The organism is Meiothermus sp., from assembly GCF_025060375.1.
In the GTDB taxonomy this organism is placed as follows: Bacteria; Deinococcota; Deinococci; order Deinococcales; family Thermaceae; genus Meiothermus.
The window spans coordinates 13,460-32,425 of sequence record NZ_JANXCG010000014.1; the positions used below are offsets into that span (position 1 = coordinate 13,460).

Annotated in this window: 15 protein-coding genes, 2 tRNA genes and 1 pseudogene; 12 read left to right on the top strand and 6 right to left on the bottom strand. The window is 65.3% G+C overall.

The genetic code is table 11. From position 1 onward, the window contains the following. Positions 1 to 10 precede the first annotated feature (10 nt). From NZ849_RS01820 to metK, 3 genes are all read left to right on the top strand, one after another. Positions 11 to 1,240, top strand: coding sequence for a DUF4127 family protein (locus NZ849_RS01820; RefSeq protein WP_295403393.1), 1,230 nt, complete (start codon positions 11 to 13; stop codon positions 1,238 to 1,240). A gap of 114 nt (positions 1,241 to 1,354) precedes the next feature. After that, positions 1,355 to 3,949 (top strand): GAF domain-containing protein, encoded by a 2,595-nt coding sequence (locus tag NZ849_RS01825; RefSeq protein ID WP_295403396.1) that lies wholly within the window; start codon positions 1,355 to 1,357, stop codon positions 3,947 to 3,949. Between the two features lie 58 nt (positions 3,950 to 4,007). After that, positions 4,008 to 5,183 carry a methionine adenosyltransferase gene (metK, locus tag NZ849_RS01830; protein ID WP_295386276.1) on the top strand — a complete coding sequence of 392 codons (1,176 nt, stop codon included), beginning with the start codon at positions 4,008 to 4,010 and terminating at the stop codon, positions 5,181 to 5,183. A 35-nt stretch (positions 5,184 to 5,218) separates the two neighbouring features. Here the strand turns inward: metK and NZ849_RS01835 are convergent, their stop codons facing one another. Next, complete coding sequence (locus tag NZ849_RS01835; protein WP_295403399.1) at positions 5,219 to 6,181, bottom strand: Stp1/IreP family PP2C-type Ser/Thr phosphatase; 963 nt, start codon at positions 6,179 to 6,181, stop codon at positions 5,219 to 5,221. A 65-nt stretch (positions 6,182 to 6,246) separates the two neighbouring features. Beyond that, positions 6,247 to 7,158 (bottom strand): methyltransferase domain-containing protein, encoded by a 912-nt coding sequence (locus NZ849_RS01840; protein WP_295386282.1) that lies wholly within the window; start codon positions 7,156 to 7,158, stop codon positions 6,247 to 6,249. 66 nt (positions 7,159 to 7,224) lie between these two features. Between NZ849_RS01840 and NZ849_RS01845 the strand changes: the two genes are divergently transcribed. The 3 genes from NZ849_RS01845 to NZ849_RS01855 all read left to right on the top strand — a co-directional run bounded on the left by NZ849_RS01845 (position 7,225) and on the right by NZ849_RS01855 (position 12,077). After that, on the top strand, positions 7,225 to 7,899 hold the full coding sequence (locus NZ849_RS01845; protein WP_295386284.1) for a hypothetical protein: 675 nt from the start codon (positions 7,225 to 7,227) through the stop codon (positions 7,897 to 7,899). Positions 7,900 to 8,060: 161 nt separating this feature from the next. Further along, positions 8,061 to 10,781: a pyruvate dehydrogenase (acetyl-transferring), homodimeric type gene (aceE, locus tag NZ849_RS01850; RefSeq protein ID WP_295403402.1), complete on the top strand. Its 2,721-nt coding sequence runs from the start codon at positions 8,061 to 8,063 to the stop codon at positions 10,779 to 10,781. A 24-nt stretch (positions 10,782 to 10,805) separates the two neighbouring features. Beyond that, a complete protein-coding gene (locus tag NZ849_RS01855) occupies positions 10,806 to 12,077 on the top strand; it encodes a 2-oxo acid dehydrogenase subunit E2 (protein ID WP_295403405.1) in 1,272 nt (423 codons plus the stop codon). 44 nt (positions 12,078 to 12,121) lie between these two features. Here the strand turns inward: NZ849_RS01855 and NZ849_RS01860 are convergent. Beyond that, positions 12,122 to 12,198: transfer RNA gene (locus tag NZ849_RS01860), tRNA-Pro, on the bottom strand. A 128-nt stretch (positions 12,199 to 12,326) separates the two neighbouring features. Between NZ849_RS01860 and NZ849_RS01865 the strand changes: the two genes are divergently transcribed. The 6 genes from NZ849_RS01865 to NZ849_RS01890 all read left to right on the top strand — a co-directional run bounded on the left by NZ849_RS01865 (position 12,327) and on the right by NZ849_RS01890 (position 16,896). Next, positions 12,327 to 12,403, top strand: a tRNA-Arg gene (locus NZ849_RS01865). A 76-nt stretch (positions 12,404 to 12,479) separates the two neighbouring features. Beyond that, the gene (rlmN, locus tag NZ849_RS01870) at positions 12,480 to 13,508 is read left to right on the top strand and encodes a 23S rRNA (adenine(2503)-C(2))-methyltransferase RlmN (protein WP_295403409.1); all 1,029 of its coding nucleotides are present in this window, start codon (positions 12,480 to 12,482) and stop codon (positions 13,506 to 13,508) included. 22 nt (positions 13,509 to 13,530) lie between these two features. After that, positions 13,531 to 14,004 (top strand): FKBP-type peptidyl-prolyl cis-trans isomerase, encoded by a 474-nt coding sequence (locus tag NZ849_RS01875; RefSeq protein WP_295386295.1) that lies wholly within the window; start codon positions 13,531 to 13,533, stop codon positions 14,002 to 14,004. Between the two features lie 42 nt (positions 14,005 to 14,046). Further along, a complete protein-coding gene (gene rapZ, locus NZ849_RS01880; RefSeq protein WP_295386298.1) occupies positions 14,047 to 14,877 on the top strand; it encodes an RNase adapter RapZ in 831 nt (276 codons plus the stop codon). 121 nt (positions 14,878 to 14,998) lie between these two features. Continuing rightward, positions 14,999 to 16,213, top strand: a complete 1,215-nt coding sequence (gene yvcK, locus NZ849_RS01885) for a uridine diphosphate-N-acetylglucosamine-binding protein YvcK (protein WP_295386307.1) — start codon at positions 14,999 to 15,001, stop codon at positions 16,211 to 16,213. Next, positions 16,210 to 16,896 (top strand): glucodextranase DOMON-like domain-containing protein, encoded by a 687-nt coding sequence (locus tag NZ849_RS01890; RefSeq protein WP_295403412.1) that lies wholly within the window; start codon positions 16,210 to 16,212, stop codon positions 16,894 to 16,896. The genes yvcK and NZ849_RS01890 overlap by 4 nt, the downstream gene beginning before the upstream one ends. Here NZ849_RS01890 and NZ849_RS01895 read toward each other — a convergent pair. From NZ849_RS01895 to NZ849_RS01905, 3 genes and pseudogenes are all read right to left on the bottom strand, one after another. Beyond that, positions 16,893 to 17,330 carry a CBS domain-containing protein gene (locus NZ849_RS01895; RefSeq protein ID WP_295386303.1) on the bottom strand — a complete coding sequence of 146 codons (438 nt, stop codon included), beginning with the start codon at positions 17,328 to 17,330 and terminating at the stop codon, positions 16,893 to 16,895. The two genes, NZ849_RS01890 and NZ849_RS01895, sit on opposite strands and share 4 nt — an antisense overlap. A 101-nt stretch (positions 17,331 to 17,431) precedes the next feature. Next, on the bottom strand, positions 17,432 to 18,154 hold the full coding sequence (locus NZ849_RS01900) for a PIG-L deacetylase family protein (RefSeq protein ID WP_295403415.1): 723 nt from the start codon (positions 18,152 to 18,154) through the stop codon (positions 17,432 to 17,434). A 41-nt stretch (positions 18,155 to 18,195) separates the two neighbouring features. Next, positions 18,196 to 18,966: pseudogene (locus NZ849_RS01905) on the bottom strand (glycoside hydrolase 43 family protein); the annotation flags it as partial.

Consider the following 18,966-nt stretch of genomic DNA (forward strand, 5'->3'; position numbering starts at 1 on the left):
TTAACCCCCGATGCGGGGCTGGGGAATACTTTGGACCCTTCTGGTCTCGGTGGCCTGGGCCTATCCCCAGGTCGTGTACGTTCCCCTGGACGACCGCCCCCCCAACTGGTCGCCCTGCCGCTGGGAGCTGGTGCGCTGCCCCCCAAGGGCGCTCTACCGAGGCCGCGAGGGTGCCCGGCTGGGGGAGCTGTGGGGCTGGTTGGTAGGCCAGCCGGGGCACGCCCTGGTGGTCAGCCTGGATGCGCTGGTCTACGGCGGGCTGGTGCAAAGCCGCACCGCCACCTTGAACCTGGAAGAGGCCCAGCGCCGGCTGGGGGTGCTCCGTTACTGGCAGCAAACCTGGGGGCCGGTGCTGGCCTTTGGGGTAATCCCACGCCATCCCGACGCGACAGACCGCGGGCGCAACCTGGCGCTGCTGGGGACGCTGGAGGGCCAGTTTACCTACGTGGAGGCCCCCTGGGACGACGCCCTACCCGGTTCCCCCGCGGTGGACGAGGCAGGCCGGCTCCCCATTCCCACCCGCCCTGGGGCCGACGAAGCCGGCCAGGTCCTGCTGCTGCGGGCTCTGGCCCCGGGCCTGCGGGTGCGGGTGCTCTACGACCGGCCCCAAGCAGCGCAGGAGGTGGTCCGCTACGATGGCATCCCCCTCCAGGACTCAGTGCAACGGCTCCTGAGTTCGGTGCGGGCGGTGGAGGTGCGGGACCGGCCCGACCTGGTGCTGGTGGTCTACACCGGCGGCGACCCCCGTCAGGGCGTCCTTACGGTCATGCAGGGTCTGCGCCAGGCCCCGGTGGCGGTGGCCGACATTGCCCGGGTTAACCGGGGGGATGCCTCCCTAATTCGTTACCTTTTGGCCCTGGAAATCTACCCCGAGCTGGCCGCCTACGCCGCCTGGGGTACCCCCAGCAACAACCTGGGCGCAGCCCTGGCCCAGGGGGGCTTGTTCGCCGCACCCACCTGCCAGCGCGCCGGAAACCCAGCAGCCTTCTGCGAGGTGCGGCGGGTCCGGGCACTGGCCCAAGCCTATCTGGAGTACCTGTGGGGCGAGGTGGGCCGGCCCTGGGTACGGCGCCACTTCACCGAACCCCTAGGCGAGGAGGCAGCCCAGCAGGCGCTGGAACGGCTTAGAGCGGAAGCCATGCCCCGCTTCGCCCTGGGGCGGCTCGAGCCCACCGGGCTTGAATTCCCCTGGAGGCGCAGCTTTGAGGCGGAGTGGCGCTACCGGTTCCGCCAGGATTAAGCCCCTCCTTACCTAAAGGGAGGCCGCTCTGTGGTACGGTACGTAATGCGTTACGTACTCCGCTGTGATGGGTAACCTAAAGAAGGGGTTTGAGCGTTCTAGGCTTATTCAGGGATGGCCGCATTCTATCGGGGGATGCTTGCGCTGCTGCGGGAGCTGGTAGGGAGCCCCAGCCCCGAACACATGCTGTCAACAGCCTTGGATGGCGCCCTGCGGCTCATTCCCGGGGCTCAGGCCGGCTCTGCTCTGCTGCGCGAGGGGCGCGACTACCGGTTCGTGGCCATACGGGGCCACGCGCTGGAGCTACCCAGCTACCCTTTGAGCCTAGAGGCCGAGCTACGCTGGTACGGCGGGAGCCTGGAAGAAGCCCTGCAAGCCCAGGCCCGCATCACCCGGCCAAGTCCCGAGCTAAGCGGCCTTTCCCCCAAGGACCAGGCCAGCCTGCAGCCCATCGCCTGGTCTCTGAACGTCCCCGTGCCCCTACTCGGGCGGGTAGAGGCCTGGCTGTGCCTGGACCGCTTTCAGAAAACTCCCTTCCCCCCAAAGGCCCTAGCCTACGCCCAGGAGCTGGGGAAAAACCTGGGGGTGGCGCTTTTGGCCCTGAAGGAGCGGCAGAACACCCAGGCCCGGCTCGAGCGGGAGGAACGCCTGGCTCACGCCCTGAGCAGGCTGTCCGCCTTTCGCAGGGCCGAGGAGCTCTGGGCGGCCCTACCCCAGCTCATCGGGGAGCTTCTGGGGGTAGAACGGACCACCGTGCTCAGGCGAGAGGGGGAAGCCCTACGGGTAGCCTTTGCCATGGGCTGGGACGCGCCCCTGGGCAGCGAGCTTCCCAAGGGTGCAGGCATCGCCTGGGTCGCCCTGAGCGAGCGACGGGTGCAGATGACCTCCCGGGACGACCCCCGGATCTACATCCGCCCCACCCACCTCCAGGACACCTACGCGGCATACATTCCACTGCACGACGGGCACCAGCAGGACTTCGGGGTGGCGGCGGCCTACGCCCAAAGCCCGTTTGGACCGGAGGAAGTGTCCGTCCTGGAGGCCTTCGGCCGAGGGGCGGGGCAGGCCCTGGCCCGGCTCGAGGCCGAGGCCGCCCAGACCCGGGAGCTGGCCCGGCTGCAGACCCTGGCCCAGGTAAGCCAGCACCTAAGCACAGCCCAAACCAGCGAGGAACTCCTACAGAAGGTGGTTAAGGTAGCCCTGGAGCAGACCCAGGCCTCCACCAGCCTGCTCTGCCTTTACCGGGCCGGGGAAGAGGTGCTGGAGATTGCTGCAGCAGCCGGCTTTGCCACTGAAAAAGCCCAGGGAGCGCGCTTTGAGCGGGGGCGGGGCCTGGCCTGGCGGGTGCTCGAGGCCCAACAGCCCCTCTACCTGAGCGACGCCTCCCAGCATCCAGAGGCGGTGTACCTATCCGGGGTTCGCACCCCCGCAGCCTACCTAGGTGTCCCGCTGAGGGACCCCGAAGGTCGGCTGATGGGGGTGCTCTCGGTGGACACCGCAGGGGTAGGCGGTCGGCTGGAACCCCAGGACCGGTACGTGGTGGAGGCCCTGGCCGAGGTAACCGGGGTCACCTATTCCCGCCTGCAGGCCCTCGAGCAGGCCCACCGGGAGACCGAGCGGTACCGCCGGCTGGTCCAGATGTCGGCCGACCTGGAAACCCTGGACGACCCCACCCAGATGGCCCAGCGGGCCCTGGAGACCCTTATCGAGCTCACCGGGCTTTCCGCTGGGGGGTTCTACCGCCTGGTCCTCGAGCAACCCCAGGAGGGCAAGGGCTTCATGGAACTCCTCCTGGGCTACGAGCGCCCGGGGGACGCCCGCTTACGGCACTTCAGCAGGCTCCCGGTGGTGCTGGGCAAGGGGTTCATGGGGCTGGCCCTGGCCACCAAGGAGGTGCAGCACATTGAGGACTACCAAAGCTGGGAAGGGGCCTGGCCCTCGCTTCAGGCCCACGGCCTGCGCACCCTCCTCACCGCTCCCCTCTTCCTCAGGGGGGCCCCCTACGGCGCTCTTACCCTGGCCAGTTTCGGGCACAAGGCCGTGGTTTCGGAGGAGGACAGCGCCCTTCTAGAGGCGGTAGCCCGACGGCTCGAGCGGGCCTTGGAACGGGTCGCCCACCTGGAGGAAATCGCCCGCACCCGGGAGGACGCCCTGCGGGCTTTGGGCCTGGGCCTGGAGCTGCGCGATTTGGAGACCAAGGGCCACACCGACCGGGTGGTCGCCCTGACCGAGGGGCTGGGAAAGGTCCTGAACTTTCCCGATTTGGAGGGCCTACGCACTGGGGCCTACCTGCACGACCTGGGCAAGCTGGCCATCCCGGACGCCATCCTGCTCAAGCCCGGCCCCCTCACCGAAGCGGAATGGCGCATCATGCGGAGCCACTGCGACATCGGCTTCGGCATGCTGGAGAGCCTGGGCTTTCTCTCCCAGACTGCGCGCAACATCGTTCGCTACCACCACGAGCGCGTGGATGGTTCGGGCTACCCCTTCGGCCTGAAGGGGGAGGAAATTCCCCTGGAAGCCCGTATCTTCGCCGTGGTAGACGTCTACGATGCCCTCTTGCAACCCCGACCCTACAAGCCCGCCTGGAGCCAGGAGGAAGCCCTCAAGGAGCTCAGAAGACAGGCTGGGCAAACCCTGGACGCCCAGGTGGTGGAGGCTTTTCTAGCCCTGGTTGCCCAAGCTGCACCAGCCCCCAACGGTTCTTGACGGGGAGTGCTATACTCTTTCGGTTGACGCGGCCCGGCCGCGCCAGAGGAGGAGCAAGTTGCGAAGACTGGTGACTTCAGAATCGGTAACGGAAGGGCACCCCGACAAGCTGGCCGACCGCATCTCGGATGCCGTTCTGGACGCCATTCTAGCTAAAGACCCGCAGGCCCGGGTGGCCTGCGAAACCCTGGTGACCACAGGGCTGGTGATGGTGGCTGGAGAGATCACCACCGAGGCCTACGTGGACATCCCCCGGCTGGTGCGCCAGACCGTGCTCGAGGTGGGCTACACCCGCGCCAAGTACGGCTTTGACGGCGACACCTGCGCAGTGCTCACCGCCATAGACGAGCAGTCACCGGACATCGCAGGCGGGGTCAACGAGTCTTGGGAGTGGCGGGTGCTGGGCTCCCGGGATGAGCTGGACCGAATTGGTGCGGGCGACCAGGGCCTGATGTTCGGCTACGCCACCGATGAAACCCCCGAGCTGATGCCGCTGCCCATCTCCCTGGCCCACCGCCTCACCCGCCGCCTGGCCGAAGCCCGTAAGACCGGGGAGATTCCCTACCTACGCCCCGACGGCAAGGCCCAGGTCACGGTGGTCTACGAAGGCTCCAAGCCCCTGTATGTGGGCACCGCCCTCATCTCCGCCCAACACTCCGAGGAGGTGGAGGCCGACCAGATCGCCCATGACATCCGCACCAAGGTAATCGAGAAGGCCATTCCTGAGCAGTACCTGAGCAAGGAGACCCTCTACCTGATCAACCCTTCAGGCAAGTTTGTCATCGGGGGCCCCCACGGGGACACCGGACTCACCGGGCGTAAGATCATCGTGGACACCTACGGTGGAGCGGTGCCCCACGGCGGAGGGGCCTTCAGCGGGAAGGATCCGACCAAGGTGGACCGCTCCGCCGCGTACTACGCCCGCTACATCGCTAAGAACATCGTGGCCGCAGGTCTGGCCAAGCGGGCCCTGGTCGAGCTGGCCTACGCCATCGGCAAAGCCCGCCCAGTCGGGATGCGGGTGGAAACCTTCGGGACCGGCACCATCCCCGACGAGAAGCTCACCGAGCTGGCCCAGAAGGTCTTTGATGCTCGTCCAAAAGCCATCATCGAGCAGCTCAACCTCCTGCGGCCCATCTACACCCCCACCTCGGCCTACGGCCACTTCGGCCGGGAGGGCTTCCCCTGGGAGAGGACCGACCGCGTGGAGGAGCTGCGCAAACAGCTCGCCTAAGCCGCCACCCGAGGCCCCGGCCTCGGGTGGTCCCCCTATGGCCTTGGGCTGGGGCCAAACTGGTTGAAAAGCACGAAGCCCAGAAGCCCAAACCAAAGCAGAAGCAGGATCACACTGCCCCAGCGCTGCCAGAAAGAGGCCGGCGGGGAGGGCTCGGAAACCCGGGTGGTGAGCACCTCTAGGTCGGTCCCGCTCTGCAGCCGCACCGGCTGACCCTGGCTGGTCTCCAGGGGCAGGGCATAGGGCCTGGAGCGCACCGGCACCTGGCTGCCGATGGTGACCACCACCGCGCTGATGTTGTCGGCCCCCCCCCAGTCGTTGGCCAGCTTGACGAGCTTGGCCACCGCGGGCTCAGGAGGGTTGGTGAGAATCATCTCAGAGAGCACCCGATCCTCCAGCACCCCGCTCAGGCCATCGGAGCAGAGCAAGAAGACATCGCCGGGACGCACCTTTAGGCCCACCAGATCCACCCGCGCAGCGGGGAAGGAGCCCAAGGCGTTGGTGATGACGTTGCGCCAGCGGTGGCTTCGAGCCTCCTCCTCGGTCAGGAGGCCCTGGCGCACCCGATCCGCCACCCAGGAGTGGTCTTGGGTGAGCTGGGTGAACTCCCCATCGCGCAGAAGGTAGGCCCGGGAATCACCCACATGGGCGATGAGGGCGTAGGGCAGGTCAAGCCACAGGGTGGTGCAGGTGGTGCCCATACCGCGCGACTCGGGCTTCTGGCCAGCCAGGTAGATGGCCTCGTTGGCGGCCTCGTAGGCCTCCAGAAGGGTCTGGGGGGAGGGCTCGCTCTGGCGGAGCATCTCCAGCACCCGGTCCACTGCCATCTGCGAGGCCACCTCGCCGGTACGGTGCCCTCCCATGCCGTCGGCTACGATGAAGATACCCCCATAGGGGGTCACCATCTGGGCCACCGCGTCCTCGTTGAGGGCCCGCTTGCGGCCGGGGTCGGTCAAAGCCGCTGCATAAACCATAGGTAGGCTTTCCGAGCCCGGCATACTAGGCGCATTATAGGCCACGGTGGAGGAGGGGAAGGCCAAAAATTACACCGCCGAGCGTTAATTCAGTACGAGCGCTGCAGTACCCCCAGGCCCTGGCCCTCCAAAAAGCCCACCAACCAGGCCACCGCCGCCCTCACTCCGGGCGTGGCCAGGGGCGCGCCAAAACGGGAGAGGCCCACATACAGCCCGTGGGTGCTGGCGCGGGCCTCCAGAAGGACATCCTGCACCAGGTCTTCCTCCTCAACATGGGTCAGAAAATAGTAGCCACCAGGAAAGGCCGCAACCTCGAGCAGGACCGCTGTCCCGCCTTCAAACCGCACCACGGTTTTCTCAAAGGTTCCTAGCTCGGGCAGTTTGCCGGACATCAGGGCGTGGGGCATGGGGCACCTCGGTAGGGGTGGCCAGGGCGCAGGGTCCTCGGCCCGCTTGCGGAAAACCGCATGGTAGAAGCTTCGGCCCGCTTCCTTCCACTTGAGGGCGTATTTGGTGGTAAGAAGGCAAGGGGGTGGGGGTGGTGTGTCCACCTCAAAAAGCCCGCTGGCCGCAGCTTCAGCCTGGGCGTAGCGCCAGTAGCCCTCGTGGTCGGTGATGAGCCATAGCTCGCCGCCTTCTGCCAGCCGGGTGGAGAGCCTCCGGAAAAAACCCCGCCGCAGCAAGCGGTTCCCCTCGTGTTTGGTCTTGGGCCAGGGGTCGGGAAAGTTCACATACACCCGCCCCAGGCTGCGCGGGGCCACCAGGTTGCGCAGGGCAAAGGCAGCCTGGCCGTGGTAGACCCAGACGTTGGCAATGCCCTCCCGCCGAAAACGCCTAAGGGCCCTCGCCACCGAGGCGGCCGACACCTCAACCCCCAGTATGCGCCACGTCGGGTGGAGGCGGGCCAGCTCCGCGGTAAAGCGGCCATCGCCGAAGCCCACCTCGAGGACTTCCGGGGCAGGCTGCAGGGGAAACTCAACGTCGCCCAGCCGGATTAGCACAAAGGGCCATTATAGGGGCTGTGGGCGGCTGCGCCTACCCCCGGGGCGGTGGTAGACTTTAGCTGTATGGCAGATGAAGGCCTTGAGCGAGCCTTCGCCAAGGTGCGGGCGCTTTTGGAAGGCGACTTTGAACACCCTGGCCTGACCCTCTACGACCTGCAGAACCTGGTGGGCTACAGCAACCGCACCAAAACCGACGGCCCCCTCTCCTACACCCTGCCGCCCGAACCGGCCCTAAGCGGCGTGGCGGCGGTGCGGCTGTACTACTACCCCAAAGACCCCGAGGTCACCCTCATCGTGGAAATCGAGGACAAGGCCCGCAAGCGCCACCTGCGCCACTTCAAGTGGAACGGCATCTCCTGGACCGCACCCCACGGGCTCAAGTCCGACCTGACCGCCACCCGGGAGGTTCTCCCCGCCATCGAGGAGGTGGGGGGCGACTTCTTCCTGGGCTACGCCCCTGAGGAGGCCAAGGAGCTGGCCGAGGCCATCCGGCGGGGTGAGGCAGCCGGGGCCAAGTACATGCTTTGCACCCGCGACAACACCCGCATCTTCTACGCCCCCACCAGCTCCCCGCCCACCATCCCCTGCCCACGTTGCGGCAACGGCAACATGATCTTCAAAACCCTGACCTTTGCCAACCCCGAGGACCGCATTGAGGCCCTGTTGCGGGAGCAGCGAGCCCTGCGCACCGCACTGGAAGACCTGCTCCTGTACCTCAAGCGCAAGCTGGGACCCTGAATGCCCCCAAAGGGCCGGCCCGCTTTTGCCATTTGGCAAAAGTTTTTTATACGCTGTAAAAAACATACTTCCTTACGATTCTCCTCCTCCGGCTGCGGTAAGGTAAGGCCGATGCCAAAGGGCAACCCACGCTGGGGTCGCTGGCCCAAAGGAGCCATGGTATGGTAGAGGACCGCGAACTGATCGCCGCTCGAGGGGGTCTTTCCGCCGAGGAACAGCTGAGGCTCGAGGACCTGGAGAACCAGGAGTGGCAGGAAAGCCTGGAGTACGTTCTGCGCTCGGCAGGGCGTGACCGGGTAGCCCAGCTCATGGAGATGCTGGAAAACTACGCCTACCGGATGGGGGTGGTCATCCACGACAAGGTCAACACCCCCTACGTCAACACCATCTCCAAGGAGCACGAGCCGCCTTACCCCGGCGACCTCGAGCTCGAGGAACGCATCGCCAATATCCTGCGCTGGAATACCATCGCCATCGTTCAGCAGGCCAACAAGAAGGCCGACGGCATCGGGGGGCACATCTCCACCTACGCCAGCATTGCTGAGCTGATGGAGATGGGTTTCAACCACTTCTTCCGCGGCCACGACTCCCCCGATCGCGACCTGGTCTTCTACCAGGGGCACATGGCGCCGGGGGTGTACGCCCGCAGCTACCTGGAAGGCCGCCTGAGCGAGGAAGACCTGGCCAAGTTCCGCCGCGAGCTCCTGGGCGGGCCGGGCCGGGGCCTGTCCAGCTACCCCCACCCCTGGCTGATGCCCGACTACTGGGAGTTCCCCACCGTCAGCATGGGCCTAGGCCCCTTGCAAGCCATCTACCAGGCCCGCTTTTTGCGCTACCTGGAAGACCGCGGCCTCAAACCCAAGACCAACGCCAAGGTCTGGGCCTTCCTGGGCGACGGCGAGCAGGACGAACCCGAGACCACCGGGGCTCTGCGGGTCGCGGCCAACGAGGAGCTCGACAACCTGGTTTTCGTGATCAACGCCAACCTGCAGCGCCTGGATGGGCCGGTGCGGGGCAACTCCAAGATTATCCAGGAGCTGGAAGCCCTCTACCGGGGGGCCGGCTGGAACGTGATTAAGGTGGTCTGGGGCAGCGCCTGGGATGAACTTTTTGCCAGGGACACCGAGGGCGTGCTGTTGGAACGCATGGAGCAGCTCGTAGACGGCGAGAGCCAGCGCTACGCGGCCTACGGCGGAAAGGAGCTGCGGGAGAAGTTCTTCAATACCCCGGCGCTCAAAAGGCTCATTGAAGGGATGAGCGACGAGGATCTGGACCGCCTGACCCTATCGCGCGGCGGCCACGACAACCGCAAAATCTACGCTGCTTTCAAGGCCGCTGCCGAGCATCGGGGCTCGCCCACGGTCATCATTGCCCGCACGGTGAAAGGCTACTGCTTGGGGCCCACCGCCCAGGCCAAGAACGTGGCCCACCAGGTCAAGAAGCTCACCCTGGAGGACCTGCGCGAGGCCCGCGACCACCTGGGCATCCCCATCCCCGACGAAGAGCTGGAAAAAACCCCCTTCTACCATCCCGGGCCCGACTCGCCCGAGGTGCGCTACATGCTCGAGCGTCGCAAGGCCCTAGGCGGGCTGATCCCCGAGCGGCGGGTGCGGGAGTACCGCATCCAGACCCCCGACCTGGCCTTCTTTGAAGAGTTCTTGGCCGGCTCCGGGGGACGGGAGGTCTCCACCACCATGGCTTTTGTGCGCATGCTGACCAAGCTGGTGCGCCATCCTACGGTGGGAAAGTACATCGTACCCATCGTACCCGACGAGGCCCGCACCTTCGGCATGGAGGGGGTGATCTCCTCCGTGGGCATCTACTCCCCAAAGGGCCAGCTCTACACCCCCGTAGATGCCGGAACGGTGACCGTCTACCGCGAATCCGAGACGGGCCAACTGCTGCAGGAAGGCATCAACGAGGCCGGGGCCATGTGCAGCTTCATCGCCGCTGGCACCGCTTACGCCCACCACGGCATCCCCACCATCCCCTTCTACATCTTCTACTCCATGTTCGGCCTGCAGCGCACAGGCGACCTGGTCTGGGCTGCCGCCGATCAGCGCACCAAGGGTTTCCTCATGGGGGCCACCGCCGGGCGCACCACCCTAAACGGCGAAGGCCTGCAGCACGAGGACGGCCATTCCCACGTGCTGGCCCTGCCGGTGCCCAACCTGTGGGCCTACGACCCCGCCTTCGCCTACGAACTTGCAGTGATCCTGCAGGACGGCATGAAGCGCATGTACCAGGACGGGGAGGACATCTTCTACTACATCACCCTAATGAACGAGAACTACCCCCAGCCCCCCATGCCTGAACCGCAAGAAGAAACCCGGCAGGGCATCCTGAAGGGGATGTACCTGTTCAGGAGGAGCGGGCTCAAAAAACCCAAGGCCCGGGTACAGCTCCTGGGAAGCGGCACCATCCTCAACGAGGCCATCAAGGCTGCCGACATCCTCGCGGAATACGGCGTCGCTGCGGATATCTGGAGCGTCACCAGCTACAAGGCCCTCTACTACGAGGCCATGGAGACCGCCCGCTACAACCGCCTCCACCCGGGCGAAAAGCCGAGGAAGAGCTACGTGGCCAACTGTTTGAACCCCACCGAAGGCCCCATTGTGGCCGCCTCGGATTACATGAAGGCCCTACCCGACCTGCTCTCGGGCTACCTAAACCGCCCCATCCACAGCCTAGGTACGGACGGATTCGGGCGCTCCGAGACCCGGGAAGCCCTGCGCGACTTTTTTGAGGTGGACGCCCGGCACATCGCCGCCACCGCCCTCTCGGCACTGCAAGCTGAAGGCAGGCTCAGTCTGAACACTCTGCAAGCAGCCTTCAAAAAGCTGGAAATTGACCCTGACCGGGAGGCTCCCCACAAACGCTAGCCCCCAGGAAACAAGGAGCGCCTCATGACCGAACTGAAGCTACCCGAACTGGGCGACAACGTGGCCTCCGCCGTGGTGGTGGGGGTTTTGATTAAGGAAGGCGACAGGGTAACCGAAGGACAACCGGTGCTGGAGCTGGAAACCGACAAGGCCGTAATGGAAGCCCCTGCTCTAGCAAGCGGAACCGTCTTCAAGGTTCTGGTCAAGCCTGGCGACGAGGTGAAAAGCGGCCAGGTTATAGCCGTGCTGGGGGAGGAGGGCAAAGCCCCAGAGGCTAAAACCCCGGCTCAGGAAAAGCTGAGCGAAGCCCCAAGGGCCCAGGAGGACAGGTCAGCTCCCCTACCCGCCCCGCCTCCTAGCCCCCCACAGGCCCGCCCAACCCCGGGGGAGCGCCGCCTGATTCCAGCCGCCCCCAGCGTCCGGCGGCTGGCGCGGGAGATGGGGATTGACCTGAGGGCGGTGGTGGGAAGCGGTCCGGCCTACCGCATCTCCGAAAGCGACCTGCGCCGCCTTGCCGGAGGACCAGCGCCCACCACCCCCACCCCCCAGCCTCTTCCCTCCTCTGCCCTTCCAGACTTCAGCAAGTTCGGGCCGGTGCGGCGCGAAGCCATGTCGGGGGTGCGCCGGGCCACCGTGCGCAGCATGGCCCAGGCCTGGAGCCTGGTTCCCATGGTCACCCACTTTGACAGGGCCGACATCACCGAGATGGAAGCCTGGCGAAAAAAGCTGGCTCCCAGGGCCGAGAAGCGGGGGGCCAAGCTGACCATGACCGCCATCTTGCTCAAGGCGGTGGCCGCAGCCCTGAAAAGCTTCCCCAAGTTCAACGCCTCCGTTGACCCGGAGAAAAACGAGGTTATCTACAAGGACTACATCCACCTGGGGGTGGCGGTGGACACCCCAGCAGGTCTGCTGGTCCCGGTTATCCGAGACGCGGACAAGAAAGGGGTCTTCACCCTGGCCCTCGAGCTGGGCGAGGTGGCCGCCAAAGCGCGGGAACGCAAGCTAACCCCTGAGGAGATGCAAGGGGCCACCTTCTCCATTTCCAATCTGGGCGGCATTGGTGGAACGGGCTTCACCCCCATCGTCAACTGGCCGGAAGTAGCCATCCTGGGAGTCTCCCGCAGCAGCATAGAGCCGGTCTGGAACCCCGAAAAAGGGGTTTTTGAGCCACGGCACATCATGCCCTTTTCCCTCTCTTACGACCATCGCCTCATTGACGGAGCAGACGCAGCGCGCTTCTGCCGGTTTATAGCGGAGCTGCTCGAGGAACCCGTGCTGCTGGGGTTTGAGGGCTAGCTTCGCCAAACCAAAACCGCCTGAGCAAGCTCAGGCGGTTTTTCTGGTCGAGGCGAGAGGATTTGAACCTCCGACCACTCCCACCCCAAAGGAGTGCGCTACCAGGCTGCGCTACGCCTCGGCTCTCCAGCGCCCACACCGGCGCAAAGCCAAGTTTAGCTACCTGCGGCCAAAACGTCAACCTACACCAGCCCTCTGCCCCCGGGGATTGACAGGCCCTTTCTGGCTCTGCTAGCCTATGGGACGCTTGGGCGCGTAGCTCAGTTGGATAGAGCGACTGACTACGGATCAGTAGGTCGTGGGTTCGAATCCTGCCGCGCCCGCCAAGTGTGCCAGGGCCCTAGGCCCTGGCCTCACCTTCTTGGGCCCTCGTAGGGATGGTCCAGGCTATACTTAGGCGTTATGGCGCTCATGGCTCCGAAAATCCCCCTTCTCTCCCTAGCCCCTGAGGAGCTTCCCGGGGAGGGCTTTCGCAAGCGGCAGATAGCGGATTGGCTGTACCGGAAGGGGGCTCGAGCCTGGGAGGCCATGACCAGCCTACCCAAAACCCTGCGGGCCGAGCTGGCCGAGCAGTACCGCATCGCAGAATTCTCTTCGGTGGAAGCCTACCCCAGCCAGGACGGCTCGGTCAAATATCTCTACACCCTGTTGGACGGCCAAAAAACCGAAGCGGTCTACATGCCCTACCCCAACCGCAAGACCCTCTGCATCTCCAGCATGGTGGGCTGCCCTGCAGGCTGCACCTTCTGCGCCACGGGGCGGATGGGCTTCGGACGAAACCTGAGCGTGGCCGAGATTTTGGACCAGGTTCTGTACGCTGCACACCATCAGGGCCATTCACCTCGCGAGGTGCGCAATATCGTGCTAATGGGAATGGGCGAGCCCCTTTTGAACACCGAGAACGTCCTTGCGGCTATTCGGCGAATGCTACACCCGCAGGGGCTGGCGATGAGCCCGAGGCGTATCACCCTCTCCACGGTAGGCATTCCCAGGGGCATCTATAGGCTGGCCGACTCTGGGCTTGGGATTCGGCTGGCTCTCTCCCTCCACGCCCCCGATGACGAGACCCGCCAGCAAATCATTCCGACCGCCCATCGCTACCGCATCGCCGAGATTATGGAGGCTGTGCGGTACTACTACGCAAAAACCCGCCGCAGGGTTACCCTTGAATACACCCTGCTCAGGGGTCTAAACGACCACGAGTGGCAGGCCAAGGCTCTGGCCCAGCAATTTCAGGGGATCAGCGTCCACATCAACCTCATCCCCTGGAATCCCTGGCCTGGGGCTCCCCACCAGGGCACCCCCAGGGCCGGCATCCTGCGCTTTAAGGCGGTGCTGGAGGCCCACGGACTTCCCACCTCGGTGCGGCTCAGCCGGGGAAGGGACGTGGGGGCAGCTTGCGGTCAGCTGGCCTTGCAACAGCCGGTCTGAGGGGGCCAATACAATGGTCGGCATGAAGCGAAGCGCGATTCTGTTAGGGACCAGCCTGCTGGGTCTACTGGCCCTGGGGGCTTACCTGCTTCTAGGACAGGGCCAAGGGACGGCAGACCTTTGCACCAACCCCCCCGCCGCGGCTACCGGCCTAACCAATGAGGCCATCCTCAGCCTGCGCATAGAAGACCTCAAGGAAGGCCAAGGACCCCAGGCCATCACCTCCAACACCGTGCGGGTCCAGTATATTGGCCGCTTAGTGGACGGGAAGGAGTTTGATTCCTCCTGCAGGCCAGGCCGCGGTCCATTTGAGTTCACCCTTGGCGCAGGCCAGGTAATTCCCGGCTGGGATTCGGGCATCGTAGGAATGCGGGTGGGAGGTCAGCGCCGTCTGATCATCCCCGCCCATCTAGCCTACGGCGAGCGCAGCCCCAGCCCCGAGATACCCCCAGGTGCAGCGTTGGTGTTTGATGTAGAGCTTCTGGAGATCAAGTAGGCCCAAACCCAGGCCCGACGCGGCCCTTATACTGGGTCTGGAATGCGGTTCGTGGTGCTGAGCGGACAGAGCGGGGCCGGGCTGACCTCAGCCCGGATGGCACTGGAGGACTTGGGCTACTTTTCGGTGGACAACCTGCCGCCCCAGCTCTGGGGTGAGCTACTCAAAACCGTGGAGGCCCGAGGCATCCATCGGGTGGTCACCGTCTTGGACATACGGGCTCGAGGCTTCCTGCTTGGGGTAGAAGGCACCCTCCAGGAGCTCAAACCCTTCATCGTCTATCTCGAGGCCCGATCAGACGTGCTCCTCAGGCGCTACAACCTCTCCCGCCGGCTGCACCCTTTGGGGATGGGCAACCTGTTGCGGGAAATTGAGGAAGAACGCCGGGCCCTGCTGCCCCTGCGCGACCGGGCCGACCTGGTGCTGGACACCTCTGAGCGGACCCCCCGTCAGCTCAAGGAGGCCCTCGAGGCGGCCCTGGGGGAGGAGGAGGGCTTTCTACTGCGGATGCTCTCCTTCGGCTTTAAGTGGGGCCCCCCTCAGGACGCTGACCTGGTGCTCGACGTTCGTTCTTTGCCCAACCCCCACTACGACCCGGTGCTCAAATCACGCCCCGGAACCGATCCTGAGGTGGCCGCCTACGTCTTCTCCGACAAGCGGAACGAGACCTTCTACCGCACCCTCCTCACCACCATCGGCCTCTCGGCAGAAGGGGCCCGGCAGGGGGGGCGGGCCGCCTACACCGTGGCGGTGGGCTGTACCGGCGGCCAGCACCGCAGTGTGGCGGTAGCAGAGCGGCTGGCCCAGGAACTCTCCGGGCGCTTCCGGGTAGAGCTGGAACACCGCGACCTAGAAAAGGCCCTGGCGGGCTGAGCGAGGGGGCATGACCAGGCAAAAGAGCAAAAGCCCCAGGCCAAATCCCTTGGTCCGAGGACTCTCCCTAGACCCAGCCGACGACCGCTTCCTCAGCACATTGCGCTGGCTTCTTCCGGGGATGCGGGTCAAGCGCTACGCCTTGGTGGCGGTGCTGGGGGTGCTGGCGATGTTCCTTGGGGTGGTGCACCTGTCCTGGCACACCCCGCTTATCCCCTGGTTCCTGCAGGTTATGCGGTGGACCGGCTACCTTGGGGTTCCCCTATGGCTTTCGGGGGGGCTCTGGCTTCTGCTGGGCCTGTTGCTCTTCGTCTTGGGGCTGCGCTGGATGAACCGGAGCATGCTCTCAGCCATCACCGACCCCAGCTCCGTCTCCAAGCAGGTGTACATCCGGCGGAGGCTCGAGGCCGGCCCACGCATCGTGGCCTTGGGTGGAGGAACCGGACTTTCCCGGGTGCTCCGGGGGCTCAAAACCGAGACCGCCAACCTCACCGCCATTGTGGCGGTTACCGATGACGGGGGCTCCACCGGGCGCCTGCGGGTCTCCTTCGGGGTCCCGGCGGTGGGCGACCTGGTAGACTGCCTGGCCGCCCTCTCCGATGCCGAGGGTCTGCCTGAGTTGATGCAGTACCGCTTCCAACGGGGGGATGGGCTTCAAGGCCATACCTTTGGAAACCTGATGCTGGTCTCCCTCTCCGAACTTCTTCAAGACTTCGCCCAGGCCATCCGGGAAGCCAACCAGGTTTTGCGCCTGCGGGGGGCGGTCTGGCCCGCCACCTACGAGGCCGCCCGGCTTTGGGCGGAGCGGAGCGACGGCAGCCGGGTCCAGGGTGAAAGCGCCCTGCGGGAGCAACCGGGCCGCATTCTCAAGGTGGGGCTGGCCCCTGCCGACGTCGCGGCGATGCCAGAGGCCGTGCAGGCGATTGAGCGGGCCGAGATGATCGTGCTGGGGCCTGGCAGCCTTTACTCCAGCGTGATCCCAAGCTTTCTACCCAAAGGCATCCAGATGGCCATACAGCGCTCGTCGGCCCGCCTGGTCTACATCGTCAACATCATGAGCGAGCGAGGGGAAACCGAGGGCATGGACGCCTATGACCACTTCCGGGCCGTTGAGCAACACCTGGGCCGCAAGCCCAGCGTGGTCCTGGTCCACAACGCTCGCATCCCCGAGGCGCTGCTTCGACGCTACCAGGCCAGCGGGCAACAGCCGGTGCGCTTCAACCCCCAGCGCTTTGAGGGGTTGGGGGTGCGGGTCATCGCGGAGGACTTTCTTGAACCCGGGTTTGCTCAGCACGACCCTGAGCGGCTGGTCAGGGTTTTAATGTCACTGCGATGATACCCGTCGTTTTTTCTGACCCCTTGGGCGACGACCACGGCCTAGGGTACGCCTACCCTACCGCACCCCTATTCGCTGAGGCTGGCTTTGCCGACTTAAGGGGGTTTGAGGCCCTAAAGAGGGGGGAGAAGCTGGTCCTGCGGGTACGCCTCCAACGCTACCCCAATCCCCTGGGCGCACCCAACGGCTTCTCCCTGGCCACCGTGGCCATCTACCTCCACACGGGGCCCGGTGGCGCAGAGGAACTGCCTGGCGCAGGTTTCAAGACCCCTGAGGGCCAGGGGTGGAGCCACGCCTATCTGCTCACCGGTTGGCTGGCCGAGGAGCGGCGACCAGACGGAAGCCGGAAACCGGTAGGCCTGAGCCGCCAGGGGGATTGGCTCGAGCTAACCCCCAGCCTGCCGCCCGGCGACTACGGCTACTACGTGGCCGTGGGCCTCTATGACCCCTTCACTCCCTGGCACTTCCGCCCGGTGCAGCCCGGTGGAGGCCCCTGGGCGCTGAGCGGCCCCAGCGGGGCCCCTAGGGCGGTGGACGTGCTTCACCCCCAGCAGGCCCAAGCCTACCAGAGCGGGGTCCTACCCCCTATACGGGCTACCCAAAGCCACACCCCCTGGGCCCTTCTCAGCGCTGGGCTGGGCCTGCTCTTTATTCTCCTGGCCTTCCGTTTTCCCCGTCCTTAGCGTGCCCCGATGATGTAGCTTTCCAGCTCAGCAATCATCAGCTCCTGCTGGGTTATGATGGCCTTGACCACATCGCCTATCGAAACAACCCCCACCAACTTTTCATTCTCCAGCACCGGCAGGTGGCGCACCCGGTGAGCTGTCATGAGGTTCATGCAGTAGGCCACGGTAGCCTCAGGGCCAACCGTCACCAGCTCGGTGGTCATGACCTCCTCCACCCGGGTGTCCTTGGAGATCCGGCCCATCAGAACAATCTTACGGGCGTAGTCGCGCTCCGAAAAAACCCCCACCAAACGCTCTCTCTGCACCACCATCAGGGCCCCCACATCATGGGCGGCCATCCGCTCTAGAGCCTCGAAGACCGTCGCCTCCGGCGCGATGGTATACACCGAGCCCCCTTTGGCCTGAAGCAACTGCCGTACCGTACTGGTCATAACACCTCCCGCATCCCAAAAAACCAAGCACACCGGCCCGCCAACTGCCCGACTATAAGTGTTGCTGATTATTTTACTCGCCCAGGCTTATAAAGCAAGCTTCAAGGCCCGGCATACCATAAAAGCTCCCGTTCCATCGGCCCCTCGTGACCCTCGAGGTGGAAGCTCTCCACTGCCAGGCGCTGGGGGAAGCGGTCCATAAAGTTGAGCACCGAAAGGGCCTGGGTGCGGTGCTGGGCCATGGCCTTTAGCTTGCGCAGGAGCACATCCAGGGGTAGGTGCCGCACATGCGTGGGGGGCAGCCAGCCCTCCTGGTACTCCGGCAGCGGGTTGAGGGGCGCGTAGTAGAACAGGCGGATGCGCTGCCCCGAACGGCGCACCGCCTCCCTCACGAACCGGTGGGTGGCCACGTGGTCGGGATGCCGGTTGGAACCGTTGGGGCCAAAGGTGATCACCGCCCTAGGCCGCAGCACCTCAAAGCGCCAGAGGAGCAGGTCTACGATCTCCGGGTGGTCGGCTACCCCTTCAGAGCTGGCGAAGCCTACCCCCCGCGCCTCCCCTGCCCTTGCCCCGTTGGGCTGGCCGTTGGGAAACCCGTAGAGCTCGAGGTGCCCTAAACGCAAAACCTCCGCTGCCCGCCTGAGCTCCTGCGCACGAACCTCGCCCAGCTCCTCAGGGGCACAAAGGCCCAGGGTGCGCCCGGCCTCCCCCCGGGTCAGGGTGATGAGGCCTGTCTCCAGCCCCCACTCGGCGTACTGAATCAACGTGCCGCCTGCGCCGAAAACCTCGTCGTCTGGATGCGGCACCACCACCAACAGGTCCATGCCCCTATGATGGCCCGGCGGGAATGGCGCCGCAACCCGAGCTACTCCAGAGGCCTGTAGGTAAAGTAGTCGAAGTCGGCAGGTAGGCGGGCCCCACTCAGGTCCTGTGCGCACAGTCCAATAAAGGTACCGGTAAAGCCCAAGCCCCTACAGTGCTCGTCAGAAAGCTTGTAGGTGGGGTAGCGCAGGGGTATGGGTTGCCAGTCTCGCCCGCTGGCCGAGTAGAAAAAGCTGAAGCTTTCCCGCTCAAAGCGCACCTTAAGGTAGACCCGGCTCCAGCCCTCAACGGGTAGCTCCTGGCCTAAAGGCTCGTCGTAGCGGCCGTTTTCACAGGCCAGGATGTTGAGGGTCTTACCCAGGCGCTCGTCGCGGCTTAGGCGCAGGTAGACCCAGTTACCGGTGTCGTAGTAGCAGACCAAGCCGGCCATCTGCTGAAAGTGTTGGGGTTCGAACTCGAGGGCCGTTTCGGCTTCGGCGTAAAAGTGCTCCAGGCGGCGGGCCACCAGGCTCTGGCGATGGCGCGAGCTGAGGGACTCCCGTCCGTAAAGCCGTAGATAGCCTGGCCGCTCACTGAGGGAGAGCCAGGAAGGGTCGGGGGGATGGCGCAAAGTCTGGAACTGGAGGCCCAAAGCAGGCCCGTCGAAGTCATCTCGCTCGGGCTCGGCGGGCCAGGGGTGGGGGGGCAGGGCAGGGGCCTCGACCTCGAGAGCGGGGGCATTGCCCCCATGAGCCAGCCGAGGCCAGCCATCCGATGTCCAGACCAGCTTTTGCAACGCGGTCTCGCGGCCCAAGGGGCAGTGCCGTTGGGGAGC